This is a genomic window from Janthinobacterium sp. OK676 (genome assembly GCF_900103595.1).
Classification (GTDB): domain Bacteria; phylum Pseudomonadota; class Gammaproteobacteria; order Burkholderiales; family Burkholderiaceae_D; genus Janthinobacterium.
Genome location: NZ_FNHA01000004.1, coordinates 170,338 through 185,907 on the forward strand (window position 1 = coordinate 170,338; position 15,570 = coordinate 185,907).

Consider the following 15,570-nt stretch of genomic DNA (forward strand, 5'->3'; position numbering starts at 1 on the left):
CCGTGCTGCGCTGCGCGCTCCCGCTCCCGTGCCAGGCGTGGCGCCTGGCGTGGTTGCCCCTGCTTCAGACGACGAAGTTGGCCGCCGTCAGCTGCGTGATGTTCACGCCACCGAGCAGCACCAGCGCCGTATCGATGGCGTTGGTGTTGCTCAGGTCACTCGAGTGATACACGGTCACGGCGCCGCTGTTCTGCGCATCGGCGATGACGATGTAGCCCTGTCCCGACAAGACGCTGTTGTCGGCCGCGATGGCGCTGGCCGCCGCGCCGATCGACACGGACGTGCCGTCGAAGATGAACAGGTTGTCGTTGCCAAAGTCCGTGCCCACGTTGACGCCCACGGCCACCGACGCCGTCAGGTGGGCGATGGCGGACATGTCGATCACGTCGCCGCCGGCCGCCGGCAGGCCCGTGCTGAAGTCGGCGACCGTCAGCGGATTGTGCAGGGCGTTCTGGCTCAGCACGAACAGCTGGCTGGCGTCGGTCAGGTCGGCTTGCGCCTGGGCGGCGGCCGCCGCCGCGGCATCGGCATTCGCCGCCACCGTCAGCGAACTTGCGTCCGTCAGGTCCGCCTGCGCCTGCGCTTGCAGGGCGGCGGCCGCTGCCGCATCGGCTGCCAGGTGCAGGGCGCTGGCGTCCGTCAGGTCGGCCGTCTGCGACGCGGCCAGGGCCGCTGCCGCTGCCGCATCGGCGGCCTGCGTGAGCGCCACGGCATCGGTCTGGTCAGCCAGCGCTTGCGCGGCGGTGGCGTGGGCCGCGTCCGTCGCTGCCACGGATGCCAGGGCGCTGGCGTCGGTTTGGGCGGCGATGGCGTTCGCTTGCGCCAGCGCGATGTCGGCCGCCTGCGCATCGGCATTGGCCTGGGCCGCCGCCGCGTCGTCCGCATAGGCGGCGTTCGCATTGGCATGCGCCTGCGCCGCTGCGGCTGCCGCGCTGGCGGCGACCGCATCGTCGGCTTGCGCCGCTTGCAGGGCCAGCAGGGAGGCGGCGGCCTGTGCCTGCGCCAGCGTCGCGGCCGCATCGGCCGCATGGGCGGCCAGCGCGGCCGCCGCCGCGTTGTTGGCGTTGACGGTGGCCGCCGCTGCCGCCGCATCGTCGGCTTGCGCCGCCTGGGTGAGGGCCAGCGAGGCCGCGGCCTGGGCTGCCGCTGCCGCGGCCGCGTCGTCGTCGTTCTGCGCCGCCGTGGCCGCTGCCAGTGCGCTGGCAGCCGTTGCCGCCGTGCTGACGGCGAGGGCGTCGGCGGCGATGGCGGCCGTGTGCGCGGCGGTGGCGGCGGCCGCATTGGCCGCGGCCTGGTTGGCGGCCGTGTCATCGGCTTGCGCCGCCTGGGCGGCGAGCAGCGCCGCCGCCGCTGCCGCGGCGCTGGCGCTGGCCGTGGCGTCGGCCGCTGCCGCTGCCGTGGCGGCCGCTTGCGCCAGTGCGGCTGCGGCGGCGGCATCGGCTGCCGCCTGGTCGTCGGCGACGGCGGCGTTGTGCGCGGCCTGGGCATTGGCGGCGTTGGCCGCCGCCAATGCGGCTGCCGCGTCATCGGCTTGCGCCGCTTGCGTCGCCGCCAGGGTAATGGCTGCCGCAACGGCTGCGGCCGCTGCCGCCACATCGGCGTCATGCGCGTTTTGCGCCGCCAGCTGGGCTGCCGCTGCCGCGGCGGCGGTGGCGGCCACGTTGGCGTCGGCGGCCAGGGCGGCGTCGAGCGCCGCTTGCGCGCTGGCGGCTGCCGTGGCGGCAGCTGCCGCGGTGGCGTCGTCCGCCTGGGCATTGAGGGTGGCGGCCATGGAAGTGGCCGCTTGCGCCGCCGCCGCTGCCGCGGCGGCATCGGCATTTTGCGCCGCGACGGCCGCCGCATGCGCGGCGACCGCATTGGCGGCGGCGGTGGCTGCCGCCGCATCGTCGGCCTGGGCCGCCGCCAGCGCCGCATGGGCTGCCGCCGCATTGGCATTGGCCTGGGCCGCATTGTCGGCCGCTCCCTGGGCGGCGATAAGGAGGTTCAGTTTCAGGGTCCTGTCATTGTCGGCATCCGTGGCGTTGACATCGGCCGTGACGGCGGCGGTCAGATTGGCGATGGCCGCGTTGAGCGCGGCATGGGCGTTGAGCGCTGCCGTATCGGCCAGTTGTGCCGCCAGGGTGGCGGCCGCCGAGAGGGCGGCCGTGTGCGCGGCATTGGCGGCGGCATCGTCGGCGGCCAGCGCCGCGCTGGCTGCCGCCAGTGCGTTGTTGGCCACCGTGGCGAGGGTTGCCAGGGCGCCGTCGGCCAACAGCGCCGCGTCGGAAGCAAGCTGTGCCACTGCCGCGGCAGCGGCCGTGCTTGCCGCCGTGGCGTCGTCGTTCTGGGCCGCCGTCGTCGCGGCAAGCGAGGCAGTGGCCGCCACGATTGCCGCGTTGAGTGTGGTCGTGGCGTTATTCAGGGCCGTTTGCGCGTTGGCCGCTGCCGTGGCAGCCGTGGCGGCCAGGCTGTCGTCGTTCAGGGCCTGGTTCAGCGCGGCCAGCGCGCTTGCCGCCGCCGCCGCGGTCGTGCCGACGGCGAGATCGGCCGCTTGCGCGGCCTGCGTGGCTGCCAGCGAGACGGACGCCGTGAGCGCGGCTGCCGCCGCGGCGATATCGTCCGCTTGCGCGTGCTGCGTGGCGGCGGCCGAGATGGCTGCCACGGCGGCGGCCGCTGCGGCAACCGCGTCGGCGGCGGTGGCGGCCGTGGCGGCGGCCGTTGCATTGGTGGCGTTCAGCACAGCTGCGGCGGCGGCCGCATCATCGGCCAGGGCCGCATTCAGGGAAGCGAGCGCGTTGGCGGCGATGGTGGCGGCGCTGGCGGCGGCGTTGTCGGCCAGTTGCGCCGCTTGCGCAGCCGCTTGCGAGGCGTTGGCGACGGTGGCGGCCGTGGCGGCGGCCAGATCGTCGGCGACGGCGGCGGCGGTGGCCGCGTTCGCCGTCACGGCGGCAGCTGCCGTGGCGGCCGCATTCGCGTCGGCCTGCAAGGCCGCATTCAGGGCGGCCAGGGCATTGGCCGCCGTCGCGGCCGTCGTGGCGGCGGCCGTATCGGCCGCTTGCGCGGCCTGGGCCGCTGCCAGCGAGGTGGCGGCCACGCCGGCGGCGGTGGCCGCTGCGGCATCGTTCAGCTGCGCCGCCGTCGCTGCCGCTTGCGAGGTCAGGGCCAGGGTAGCGGCGGCGGTGGCGGCGTTGTCGGCGGCCAGTGCCGTGTTCAGCGCCGTCAGGGATGCGGCGGCCGTGGCTGCTGTCGAAGCGGCCGCCGCGTCGTCCGCCTGCGCTGCCACTGCGGCGGCATGCGACAGGTTCGCCGTGGTGGCGGCCGTCGTCGATGCCAGTGCCGCCACCAGGTCGAGCGGATGCGCGGCCGAATAGGCGGCCAGGGCGGCCGCATTGGCGGCGTCGTTGTTGGCGATGGTGGTCAGGGCGGCGGCATCCGTCAAGGCGGCCTTGGTGGCCGCCACGGTGGCGGCCGTGACGTCGAGCGTGTGTTGCGTACCCAGCAGGACGGCGTCGGTGAGGCCGGCCAGGGTGGCGGCGGCGGTGGCGGCGGTGGCATTCGCGGTCGCCACCAGGCCCAGTGCGACGGCATCCGTCAGGTTGGCCGTCGTTTGCGCCGCAGTGGCGGCGGCCGCATCGACGGTCGCCACCAGGCCCAGGGCGACGGCGTCCGTCAGCGCGGCCGTGGCGGCGGCCGTGTTGGCGGCGGCGGTGGCTGCTGTCGAGACGGTCCCCAGTGCCACGGCATCGGTCAGGTTGGCAACGGCGGCAGCGGCGCTGGCGGCCGTATTGGCGGCCGTCGAGACGAGGCCCAGTGCCACGGCGTCGGTGAGATTGGCCGTTGTTTGCAGGGCGGCAGCGGCAGCCGCATCGGCCGTGGCGACGAGGCCCAGCGCCGTGGCGTCCGTCAGCGCGGCGGTGGCGGCAGCCGTATTGGCGGCCGTGGTGGCGGCGGTCGAGAGCGTGCCCAGGGCCACCGCATCGGTCAGGTTGGCAACATTCGTCGCCGTATTGGCGGCGGCGGCAGCGGCCGTGGCGAGCAGGCCCAGTGCGGCGGCATCCGTCAGGTTGGCCGTCGCCTGCAGGGTGGCGGCCATGGTGGCGTCGGCCGTGGAGATCAGACCCAGCGCCGAGGCGTCCGTCAGCGTCGCCAGGCTGGCGGCCGAGGCGGCGACCAGCGCATCGGCGTTCGAGACGAGGCTCAGTGCGGTGGCATCGGACTGGCCCGCTGTCGTCACGGCTGCGGCGGCAGCGGCATCGGCGGCGGCCGACACCAGGGCCAGAGCCACGGCATCGGTCAGGTTGGCCGTGTTTTGCGCCGCCGTGGCTGCCGCCTGCGCCAGCGTGTTGGCAGAAGTCAGCGCGTTGACGGTGGTCTGGGCGGCCAACTGGGCTGCCGCATCGGCGGTGGACACCAGACCCAGCGCGCCGGCATCCGTCAGTGCGGCCGTGGCGGCGGCGGCGGTGGCGGCGGCTTGCGCGGCTGCGGCGGCGCTCACTGCCGAAATATCGATCCCGCCAAGGGCGGCGGCCGCTTCCGCTGCCGAGACGGCGCCTGCGGCCGTGGCGGCGAGCGCTGCTGCGTCGGTCAGGTTGGCTGTCACTTGCAAGGCCGCTGCCAACCCCGCGTCGGTGGTGGCGGTCGTGGCTAGGGCGATGGCATCCGTCAGGCTGGCAGTGATATCGGCGCTATCGGCATCGCCCTGCAAGGCATTGACGGTGGCCGTCAGGTCAAGCACGCTGGTCTGGCCGGCCGTGACGTTGGCGGCCACGGCGGCGAGGTTGGCGAGATTGAAGGCGTTGAGCGCAACATTGACGTCCAGCAGACTGGCCTGCGCATTGGCGGCAGCCGCGTCGGCATCGGCCTGGTCGGCCGCTTGCTGCAGGGCGACGACGTCGGTCTGGTCGGCCACTGTCTGCGCATTGGCGGCATCGCTGGCGGCGGCCGCGTCGGCGGCGGCCAGGGCGGCCGCATCCGTCTGGTTGGCCGTCGTTTGCGCGGCCAGCGCGGCGGCGGCATCGGCATCGGAAATGATTTGCAGGGCGGCCGCGTCCGTCAATGCCGCTTGTGCGGCGGCGCTGACGGAGGTGCTGGCGGCCGCATCGGCCGTGATTTGCAGGGCTGCCGCGTCGCTCTGGTTGGCGGTAATTACGGCATTCGCCGCCACGGTGTCTGCAGCGGCAGCGGCGACGTCGAGTGCGGCCGCATCGGCACTGGCGGCCAGTGCGGCGGCGGCTGCCGTGGCAGCGTCGGCATCGGAAATCAGGGCAAGCGCAGCCGCGTCCGTCAAGTTGGCTTGCAGTTGTGCCGCATCAGCCGCCGCGGTGGCGGCATCGGCGATCAGGCCCAGGGTGGGCGCGTCCGTCATGTTCGCTTGCGTCTGCGCATTGGCGGCGTTCGTCGCGGCGACATCGGCGGCGGCCTGCAGGGCGACGGCGTCCGTCGCGTTGGCGATGGCCGCGTCCTGGGCGGCGATGGCGGCGGCGGCGTCCGCCGCCATCGTCAGCGCCACGGCATCGGTCAGGCTGGCCTGCGCATCGGCGGCAATGGCCGCATTCGCGGCGGCGGTGGCGGCGGTGCCCAGTGCCGTGGCGTCGCTGGCATTGGCCGCTGTCGCTGCATTGGCAGCGGCCGTGGCGGCCGCGTTCGCGGCGGCGGCCAGGGCGGCGGCGTCGGTGACATCGGCCAGTTCGGTCGCAGCGGCAGACGCGGCGGCATCCGCATCGGAAATGAGGGCCAGGGCGGCGGCATCCGTCAGGCCGGCCTGGATGTTGGCCGCGACGGCGGCATTGGCGGCGGCGGTGGCCGCCAGATCCAGGGCGGCGGCGTCCGTGGCATTGGCCAGGGCCGTGGCGGCGGCGGCAGCGGCCGCATCATTGGCCGAGACGACGCCAAGCGCTGCCGCATCGCTCAGCGCTGCCTGGGTGTTGGCCGCAGTGGCGACCACGTCGGCCGCATCGGCGATGGCTTGCAGCGCAGGGGCGTTGGTCTGGTCCGCTTGTGTTTGTGCCGCATCGGCAGCGGCGTGCGCGGCGGCGGCGTTGGCGGCGGCCGTGGCGGCAGCCGCATCGTCATTTTGCGCCGATGTGGCGGCCGTTTGCGACTGGGCCGCGGCGGCGGCCGCAACGGCGGCGGCGCTGTCGTCACTGGTTGCGGCGGCAGCGGCGGCTTGCGCGCCGGGAACGACGGCAGCCGCGCCGGCCGCCAGCGTGTCGTCGCTGGTGGCGTTATTGGCGGCGAGCAGGGCTGCCGCCGCGGTAGCGGCGGCCTGCGCCGCCAGTTGGTCGGCCAGGATGGCCGCATTTGCCGCAGCCAGCGACGCTGCTGCCGTGGCTGCCGCAGCGGCGGCGGCGGCGTCATCGGCCAGGGCATTGTTGGCGGCGGCGACAGCGGCGGCGGCGGCCAGCACGGCTGCGTCCGTTACGACGGTGGTGGTGGATTGATTCCCCGTGCCACCCTGTCCGCCGGTCGAGCCGCCCGTACCGCTCGTACCTCCCGTACCACCGGTTCCGCCCGTGCCTGTACCACCGGTCCCTCCCGTCCCGGTACCGCCGGTCCCTGTTCCTCCTGTCCCACCGGTTCCCGTGCCGCCCGTGCCTCCTGTGCCCGTGCCGCCTGTGCCCGTTCCTCCTGTCCCCGTGCCACCCGTGCCGGAACCGCCAGCCGCGGCGCCACCTCCGCCGCCACCGCCGGCCGCGGCGGCCACCAGGCCCAGGCCGCCGAGCGCGCCCAGCACGCCAAGTCCGCCCAGGCCACCGGCCGCGCCCGCGCCGGCCGCGCCGCCGGCGCCAGCCGATGCCCCGGCTACATCCACGACACTGCCGCTGGGGATGCCGGCCGCACCCGCGCCTGTGCCCGCTGCGCCTGCGGCGCCACCATTGTTATCGCTTTGCGGCGTGCCGAGGTCGGCGCCAGCGTTGCCGGCCTGGCCTGCGGCCGCGCCGCTGCCACCGGCGGCCAGGGCGGCCGCAGCCACGGCGCCCGCCGTGCCCAGAGCGGCGGCATTGCCGTTCTCGGCGGCCCCCGTGACTTCCACGACATTTTCCGGCGGCATGGTCGCGCTGGCATCGGCCCCTTTGATCAGTTCATCTTCGTCATATTGCTTGCGGTCGCCGTTTTTTGGGTCGACTGCTTTTTTTGCGGGCGTCGCGAGTTTGGCGCCAGCGCCTTCTGCATTGACGGGAACTTGTGCTGGATTTTGGGTGGTGGCCATTTGAAAGTCTCCGGAAAAGGTTAGTGTTCGTTCAATTTTCTAAAATAATAAAAAATCAATAATATGATTCGCTTTCCTGCTTGCTCCGGCGAGGCTTGGGCCGTGGTTGAACTCTGGTGTTTCGGATGTTGATAGTGGCAAGTAAAACATAAATGGGAAAAAAACGCTGGGGCAAAAGAGCGCTATTTCGGCAATATTAAAAATATCATTTTCATATTTGTTTTGCGTGTCGCCGCTTTCCCGTGTTTTGTTGCGCCGGCAAGCCGCATGTCAGGCGATACGCTCTGGCAGAAGCCGGCCTTGAGACGATAAATATACTTGCGCTCACTCTGATGGAAGTTTCAATTTTGAAACTTCCAATTTCATTTTGATCACTTTCCACGACATTATTTTCTCTGGCCTCAAGCGGGTGAATAGTCACGAATTGTCACGAAACAGGCGTTTTTTACCGAGTCTATTGCCGTGCTTGCGTATTTCTGCGTCTTTTATCCAAAAAAACCGCCTTGCTATCGAATTGCTAGTTGTTGTTTTTTTGAATGCCGATTATCAAATCTGATTGGTAATAAAATACGATAGAAATAATTATTTGCAATTTTTATATCGCATTAATCCTATCGAAATAATAGTCTCGATTCGATGGCAGGGGTTTTTCATAATAACTATCAATAAAGAAGTTATTATTCCAGGGGCTTGAGCGGAGTCAAAATGGAAAACGCCCCGGCGGGCGGGGCGTTTTCATGGAGCGGTGATATGGCGCTGTCAGCCTTCTTCGCGCCAGCGGCGCAGGCGGATGGCGGCGTAAATCAGCGCCGCGCCTGCCGCCGCACCCAGCCAGACGGCCGGCAAGGCCAGGCTGGACCAGGAATTGCTGAATACGTCGATGCGTGTCACGTGCGATCCTCCTTCCGCCAGCGCATGCATGTGCGGCAGCAGGTCCGGTTCGAACAGATACCAGCTGCCGGGGAGGGTGCCGAGCAGCGCGCGTCCGATGACGTTCATCTGTATCCAGCCGACGTCGCTTTCCGTCTGCGTCAGCTTGCCGGCCCAGACGGTCAGGACCAGCAGCAGCAGCGGCACGCCGACGGCCCACAGGAAGACTTTGGACTTGGCCCAGCTCGATACCATCAGCAGCCAGCCCACCGTCGGCAAGGCCCACAGGCAATATACGGGCAGCAAGCCGAACACGCGCAGCGGTCCCAGATACAGGCCGGGGGAGGCCAGCAGTTCGGCAAACACGTGGATGCCGTTGGCCGCCAGCACGCCGCTGAGGATCAGGACGAGGGCCAGCGAAGTCAGGCTGGCGGCGGCGGCCACGATCAGCGGCGCGACCAGCAGGGCGATGGCCGCTTTCGACAGCACCGTCTGCGCATCCGAGATGGGCAGCGATTTCCAGAACAGCACGCTGCGGTCGCGGCGGTCGTCATGCAAGGCGCTCAGGCAATAGAAAAACACGAGGAAGCCCAGCGCCAGGAACAGCGGCGCGGCCGCGTACGTATAGTTGTTGGCGACGGCGTCGATGATTTCCGTGCGGCGCGGGCCGAAGCTGCTGGTATTGAAGACTTTGCTCCAGGACACTTCCTCGCCATTGACGATCAGCGCCGTGCGCATCTTGGTCTTGGCGATGGTGGCTATCGTCATCAGGGCGCCCAGCACGGTCATGACGATGCCGATCAGGGCGGGCGTCCACACCAGCATGCCCTTGTGTTCCCACAATTCACGCCGGATCAGCCATTGCATCTTGTTGGCAGGGGAAATACTCATTGGTACGATCCTTTCATGGTCGCGACAAACAGGTCTGCGAGGCTGGGCGTGCGCACCTCGCCCAGGGCGGCCAGCTGGGTGCGGGCGACGCCATCGAACAGCATCACCGACTTGCCGAACACGCTGCGTTCGCTGATCGGCTGCAGGGCGCGCGCCGGATTGACGTGCTGCGGGCCGACCATCACTTCGATGTAGCGCTCGCCCACTTCTTCCATGCTCGAGGCCAGCACGATCTTGCCGTCGCGAATGAACATCAGGTCGCTGAGGATATGTTCCACCTCCTCGATCTGGTGCGTGGTGATGACGATGGTCTTGTTTTCATCGAAATAATCTTCCAGCAAGTTCTGGTAGAACTGCTTGCGGTACAGAATGTCCAGGCCCAGGGTGGGCTCGTCGAGCACGAGCAGCTTGGCGTCGATGGCCATGACCAGCGCCAGGTGCAGCTGCACCACCATGCCCTTCGACATGGCCTTGACCTTCATCTTCGGCGACAGCTTGGTGTGGGCCAGGTAGCGCTCGGCCTTGCTGCGGTCGAAACGGGGATGCACGCCCGCAACGAAATCGATGGCGTCGGCCACGCGCAGCCAGCCCGGCAGGATGGCCACGTCGGCGATGAAGCACACGTCGTCCATCAGCGCATCGCGCTGCACGCGGGGATCGCGCCCCAGCACCGACAAGTCGCCGTCGAAGCCCGTCAGGCCCAGAATGGCTTTCAGCGTGGTGGTCTTGCCGGAACCGTTAGGCCCGATCAAGCCGACGATGCGCCCCGGCGCGATATCGAAGCTGATGCCATCGATGGCCACCTGCCTGCCATACTGCTTGCGCAAGCCGCGCGCGCTGATGACGCTGTCCTTGTTCAATGCATTCATGCGTTCTCTCCGTGTGCGCCGCTGTCGCGGCTCGCTTGCAGTAGTTGCTCGAGGTTCAAGCCCAGTTGCGTGATGCGTTCCAGCATCGCCGGCCATTCTTCGCGCATGAAGCGCTCGCGTTCACTGGCCAGCAATTTGTCGCGGGCGCCTTCCAAGACGTACATGCCGAGTCCTCTGCGTTTTTCCACCAGGGCATCGTCGACCAGTTCCTGGTAGGCGCGCGACACCGTGATGGGATTCAATTGATAATCGGCCGCCACCTGGCGCACCGAAGGCAGGGCGTCGCCGGACTGCAGCACGCCATCGAGCATCATGCCCACCACCCTGGCCTTGAGCTGGCGGTAGATGGGGCTATTGTCATTCCATTCCGCGCTCATGGGATGGGCTCCGACAAGGGCGGGGCGGTGCGGCGCGTGAAAAATGCTGTAGGCATCAAAGCTCCGTGGTTTATTGAGTTGGTGTTGTAGTTAACTATAACACTAAGTCTCAAAAAATCAACACCTATTTTCAGGCCAGCCGCGCCCGCACCTCCAGCGCATTGAACAGGGCGGCCCCGGCCGCCGTGTTGTCGAAGATGCACCAGCTGCCCGCGTGCGCCGGTGTGCGCAATTCTCCGGCCAGCATCGCCAGGTAATCGGCAGGATAGTCCGAGTAGTATATTTTCGGACTGCCGTGCAGGCGCACGTAGGCGGTTTCCGTCGTCGGCACGTGCGGGCCGGGCTGGCCGGCAGGGGGATCGGCGCGCACGCGGGTGATGCCATGTATCGTTAACAGGTCGGTCGCGCCCGTTTCGAACCAGCTGGAGTGGCGCGCCTCGCACGCGAGCATGCCGTCGAAGCGCTGGCGCAGCGCATGGAAAAATGCAGCGGCCACGTCCGCTTCGAAACGCAGGCTGGGGGGAAGTTGCACCAGCACGCAACCCAGTTTGTTCCCCAGTTGCAAGACTTCTCCCGCAAAACGCTCCAGTTCGGCCTCACCCTCGCGCAAGCGCCGTTCGTGCGTGATGCTGCGCGGCAATTTCACGCTGAAGCGGAAATGGGCGGGCACGCTGGCGGCCCAGCGCGCGTAGGTTGACGGCTGGTGCGGGCGGTAGAAGGAGCTGTTGATTTCCACGCAGTCGAGCACCTGGGCATAGCGCTGCAGGTGGCTGCCATCGAGGGGGAAGTGGCTGGCGGCGGCGCTGGAAATGCTCCAGCCGGCCGTGCCGATGTAAACAGTATGCATGGCGCCATTACAGCAAGGCCAGGCGGGCCCGGCTATCGGACAAACGCCCGTGCCGCCGTCGGCGCGGGCCTAGTCGATGATGTTGCCGTTCAGGTCGTGGCGCGTGATGTTGCCGCGCGTATCGATGGCGATCCAGCCGCCGCGCGGCGGCGTCACGTCGCATTCCCAGTCGGGCAGGACATAGCGCAAGGTATGGCCGACCTGGTGCAGGGCGGGGCGGTGCGTATGGCCGTGGATCATGACGGTGCTCGCATGGTCGGCAAAGACTTGCGCGACAGCATCAGGCGTGACATCCATGATCTCCATGGATTTTTCGCCATTGTGCTCGCGGCTGCTTTTGCGCAAACCGTCGATGATGGCCTTGCGCTGCGCCAGCGGCATGGACAGGAACTGTTGTTGCCAGGCGGGCTGGCGCACCATGGCGCGAAATTCCATGTATTGCACGTCTTTCGTGCATTCGGCGTCGCCATGCAGCAAGACGATGCGCTGGCCGGCAATCGTGGCCACATGCGGTTCGCTGAGCAGGGTGGCGCCGGCGGCGGCGGCAAAGCCGGAGCCGACCAGAAAGTCGCGGTTGCCGGCGATCCAGTAGACGTGCACGCCAGCATCGCTGACGGCGCGGATGGCGGCCGTCATGCGCGCATTGAACGGGTCTTCCAGGTCATCGTCGCCGGCCCAGTATTCGAACAGGTCGCCTAATAGATACAGCGCTTGCGCATATTGCGCATGGTGTTCCAGGAAAGAAAGAAACGCCGCGCTCGTGCGCGGGTGCGAGCTCTGCAGATGCAGGTCGGAAATAAAGAGTGCGGCAGGCATTGTCATCGTTCAACGCTCCCAAAAAGTGATGTGCATGGAAAAGCGCAAACGCTGCAATGCCTGTTGTTCATGATGCTGTAGCCTGATTACGCGGCTTCTACCTTCTCGATGATCACGTCCGTCACTGGCACGTCGGCGAACATGCCGGCGCGCGAGGTTTTCACGGCGCGGATGGCGTCGACGACTTCCTTGCCTTCGGTGACTTTACCGAACACGGCGTAGCCCCAGCCGTCCTGGCCTGGATAGTCGAGGAAGCTGTTGTTCTTGATGTTGATGAAGAACTGGGCCGATGCCGAATGCGGGTCCGACGTGCGGGCCATGGCCAGCGTGTACGTGTCGTTTTTCAGGCCGTTCTTGGCTTCGTTTTCCACGGTGGCGTCGGCTGGCTTTTGTTTCATGCCTGGCTCGAAACCGCCGCCCTGGATCATGAAGCCGTCGATGACGCGGTGGAAAATCGTGTTGTCGTAGTGACCGGCTTTCATGTAGGCCAGGAAGTTGGCAACCGTTTTCGGCGCTTTCTCGGCGTCCAGTTCAGCGGTGATCTTGCCCAGATTGGTGGTGATGATGACGGAGGTCATGATGATCCTTAATAAATTGGATGAATAATTGATTCAGCGGCGCCAGGCAGGCCGGCGCCGCAAAAACGCTATTTTACAGTTTTGCGGGCGCGGACTTGAGTAAAGTCGCCGATTCGATCACCACGGGGGTGACCGGCACGTTCTGGTGCGGACCCTTGTCGGCCACGGGCACGGCCTTGATCTTGTCGACCACGTCCATGCCACTGACGACTTTGCCGAATACCGTGTAGCCGAAACCGTCGCGGCCCGGATAGTCGAGCGCGCCATTGTCGTTGACGTTGATAAAAAATTGCGCGGTGGCCGAATGCGGGTCGCCCGTGCGCGCCATGGCGATGCTGTAGGTGACGTTTTGCAAGCCGTTTTGCGCTTCGTTCCTGATCGGCGCCTTGGTGGCTTTCTGCTTCATGTTCTTGTCGAAGCCGCCGCCCTGTATCATGAAGCCGTCGATGACGCGGTGAAACACGGTGCCCTTGTAATAACCGCTTTTGACATATTGCAAGAAATTGGCCACGCTTTTCGGGGCTTTTTCCTGGTCCAGTTCCAGCACGATCTCGCCCATGCTGGTTTTCAGGGCCACGTGGGGCGTGGGGTCGAGGGCGGTTGCCGGAGCGGCGGCCACGACCGCGCTGCCCAGGGTCAGGCCGGCAAACAGGGTGCAGAAGCGGGCCAGGAAAGACAGGCGTTTCGATTTGGTTTCTTGCATGAAGGCGTCCTTGATCGTTGTTTTTCTCTAAACTTGCTTTAATTGTTAAGAAGTGAAAATTCGGTTGAACATCGTAAAAACCTGATTCATATCGGGCCAGTATGGTTTTTATCAATGTTATACTTGACCGCTAACGCCCTAATTCTAACAAACAAGAACAACAATACAGCGGGTCGTCCCGTCTCGGCGCACACGGCAGTTCTGTGGCGCGGCACCCCCGGTGTCCGCGCCTGTCTGTCGTTTTGCCAGGCTGGCGGCCGCTCCACTTGCAAAGTACGATGAGCAATCTAAAGATTTACAACACCCTGGCTCGCGAGAAGCAGGTATTCGTCCCGATGGAAGCTGGCAAGGTACGCATGTACGTCTGCGGCATGACCATCTACGATTATTGCCATATCGGCCATGCACGCATGATGATGGCCTTCGACGTCATCTACCGCTGGCTGAAAGCGTCCGGTTTCGACGTTACCTATGTGCGCAACATTACGGACATCGACGACAAGATCATCCGCCGCGCCGTGGAAAACGGCGAGACGATTTCCCAGCTGACGACGCGTTTCACCCGCTACATGGATGAGGACACGGCCGCGCTGGGCATCTTGACGCCCGACCACACGCCGCGCGCCACCGAATACGTGCCGCAGATGCTGCGCCTGATCGAGCAGCTGGAAGCGAAAGACCTCGCTTACCAGGGTGCGGACGGCGACGTGAACTATGCCGTGCGTAATTTCCCCCATTACGGCAAGCTGTCGGGCAAGTCGCTCGACGATCTGCGCGCGGGCGAACGTGTCGACGTGAACACGGGCAAGCGCGATCCGCTCGACTTCGTGCTGTGGAAGTCGTCGAAAGAGTCCGAGCCGGAAGAAGTCAAATGGGATTCGAAGTGGGGCAAGGGCCGCCCGGGCTGGCATATCGAGTGCTCGGCCATGTCCTGCGCCTTGCTCGGCGAACAGTTCGACATCCATGGCGGTGGCGCGGACTTGCAATTCCCGCACCACGAAAACGAGATCGCCCAGTCCGAAGGCGCGTTCGGCCATACCAGCGTCAATTACTGGATCCATAACGGCTTCGTGCGCCTGGACAATGAAAAAATGTCCAAGTCGCTCGGCAATTTCTTCACCATCCGCGAAGTGCTGCAAAAGTTCGATGCCGAAGTGATCCGCTTCTTCATCCTGCGCGCGCACTACCGCAGCCCCCTCAATTACTCGGACGTGCACCTGGACGACGCGCGCCTGGCGCTGACCCGTTTGTACACGGCGCTGGCCGGCGTGGCGGTGGAAGAGGGCGCCATCGACTGGAACGAAGCACATGCCGTGCGCGTGCGCGACGCCATGGATGACGATTTCAATACGCCGCTGGCCGTGGCCGCCCTGTTCGACCTGGCAACGGAAGTGAACAAGAGCAAGTCACCAGCGCTGGCGCGTCAATTGAAGGGCCTGGCGGGCGTATTCGGCTTGCTCGAACGCACGCCGCAGCAATTCCTGCAAGCGACCGTCGGCGCCGCCGGCGGCCAGGACGAGGCGGCCGGCATCGAAGCGGCCATCGCGGCACGCAGCGCGGCAAAAAAGGCGCGCGACTTTGCCCAGTCCGACAAGATCCGTGCCGACTTGCTGGCCGCGGGCATCATTCTTGAAGATAAGCCTGACGGCTCGACCAACTGGCGCCGCGCATGATGGCTACGTCCAGGGAAAACGGGGAAGCGCCGGTGGAGGCGCAGGTGATCCAGGTGCCGCACTACTGGGAAGAGGCGAAGATCGAGCTGATGAAGCGCGACCGCATCATGAAAAAACTCATCCCGCAATTTGGCGACCTGCACCTGGTCGGCCATAGCGACCCGTTTACCACCCTGGCACGTTCGCTGGTAGGGCAGCAGATCACGCCCAAGGCGGCCGACGCCGCCTGGAAAAAGCTGCTGCTGGCGTGCCCGAAATGCACGCCGTCGCAAGTATTGAAGGCCGGCGCCGAGCAGCTTTCCGCCTGCGGCTTGTCCAAACGCAAGACCGAATACATCCTCGACCTGGCCGACCATTTCAAGGCCAAGCGCGTGCACGCGAGCCAGTGGGACCAGATGGATGACGAAGCCGTCATCGCCGAACTGGTGCAAATCCGCGGCATTGGTCGCTGGACAGCCGAGATGTTTCTGATATTTAATCTGCTCCGGCCGAATGTCTTGCCGCTCGACGACCCCGGTTTGATCCAGGGCATCAGTGTCAATTACTTCTCCGGCGAACCTGTTTCCCGCAGCGATGCGCGCGAAGTTTCCGCCAATTGGGAACCGTGGCGCACCGTGGCGACGTGGTATCTGTGGCGCAGTCTCGACCCTGCAGCCGCTCCTGCCGCACCCGATGCAGCCCCCGGCGCAGCAGCCGGTACGGTAAAATAAACATAGATGACGCCGCGCGCCCTGGCGCCGTGGCCGGTAAAACCTGG

Annotated in this window: 10 protein-coding genes; 2 read left to right on the forward strand and 8 right to left on the reverse strand. The window is 66.5% G+C overall.

The window, feature by feature from the left end:
* Positions 1-64: 64 nt before the first annotated feature.
* The 8 genes from BLU39_RS28575 to BLU39_RS10195 all read right to left on the reverse strand — a co-directional run bounded on the left by BLU39_RS28575 (position 65) and on the right by BLU39_RS10195 (position 13,140).
* Positions 65-7,189 carry a hypothetical protein gene (locus BLU39_RS28575; protein WP_092712509.1) on the reverse strand — a complete coding sequence of 2,375 codons (7,125 nt, stop codon included), beginning with the start codon at positions 7,187-7,189 and terminating at the stop codon, positions 65-67.
* A gap of 759 nt (positions 7,190-7,948) precedes the next feature.
* A complete protein-coding gene (locus BLU39_RS10165; protein ID WP_092712511.1) occupies positions 7,949-8,950 on the reverse strand; it encodes a hypothetical protein in 1,002 nt (333 codons plus the stop codon).
* Positions 8,947-9,819 carry an ABC transporter ATP-binding protein gene (locus BLU39_RS10170; RefSeq protein WP_092712513.1) on the reverse strand — a complete coding sequence of 291 codons (873 nt, stop codon included), beginning with the start codon at positions 9,817-9,819 and terminating at the stop codon, positions 8,947-8,949. The genes BLU39_RS10165 and BLU39_RS10170 overlap by 4 nt, the downstream gene beginning before the upstream one ends.
* Complete coding sequence (locus tag BLU39_RS10175; RefSeq protein ID WP_092712515.1) at positions 9,816-10,196, reverse strand: GntR family transcriptional regulator; 381 nt, start codon at positions 10,194-10,196, stop codon at positions 9,816-9,818. Before BLU39_RS10175 ends, BLU39_RS10170 begins: the two co-directional genes overlap by 4 nt.
* A 130-nt stretch (positions 10,197-10,326) precedes the next feature.
* A complete protein-coding gene (locus BLU39_RS10180; RefSeq protein WP_092712517.1) occupies positions 10,327-11,043 on the reverse strand; it encodes a DUF72 domain-containing protein in 717 nt (238 codons plus the stop codon).
* 69 nt (positions 11,044-11,112) lie between these two features.
* Complete coding sequence (locus BLU39_RS10185; protein ID WP_092712519.1) at positions 11,113-11,859, reverse strand: UDP-2,3-diacylglucosamine diphosphatase; 747 nt, start codon at positions 11,857-11,859, stop codon at positions 11,113-11,115.
* A gap of 86 nt (positions 11,860-11,945) precedes the next feature.
* A complete protein-coding gene (locus tag BLU39_RS10190) occupies positions 11,946-12,437 on the reverse strand; it encodes a peptidylprolyl isomerase (RefSeq protein WP_092712521.1) in 492 nt (163 codons plus the stop codon).
* 73 nt (positions 12,438-12,510) lie between these two features.
* On the reverse strand, positions 12,511-13,140 hold the full coding sequence (locus BLU39_RS10195; RefSeq protein WP_175539259.1) for a peptidylprolyl isomerase: 630 nt from the start codon (positions 13,138-13,140) through the stop codon (positions 12,511-12,513).
* A 278-nt stretch (positions 13,141-13,418) separates the two neighbouring features.
* Between BLU39_RS10195 and cysS the strand changes: the two genes are divergently transcribed.
* A complete protein-coding gene (gene cysS / locus BLU39_RS10200; protein ID WP_092712523.1) occupies positions 13,419-14,813 on the forward strand; it encodes a cysteine--tRNA ligase in 1,395 nt (464 codons plus the stop codon).
* Positions 14,813-15,523 carry a DNA-3-methyladenine glycosylase family protein gene (locus BLU39_RS10205; protein ID WP_092713015.1) on the forward strand — a complete coding sequence of 237 codons (711 nt, stop codon included), beginning with the start codon at positions 14,813-14,815 and terminating at the stop codon, positions 15,521-15,523. Before cysS ends, BLU39_RS10205 begins: the two co-directional genes overlap by 1 nt.
* The last annotated feature ends 47 nt before the right edge of the window (positions 15,524-15,570 follow it).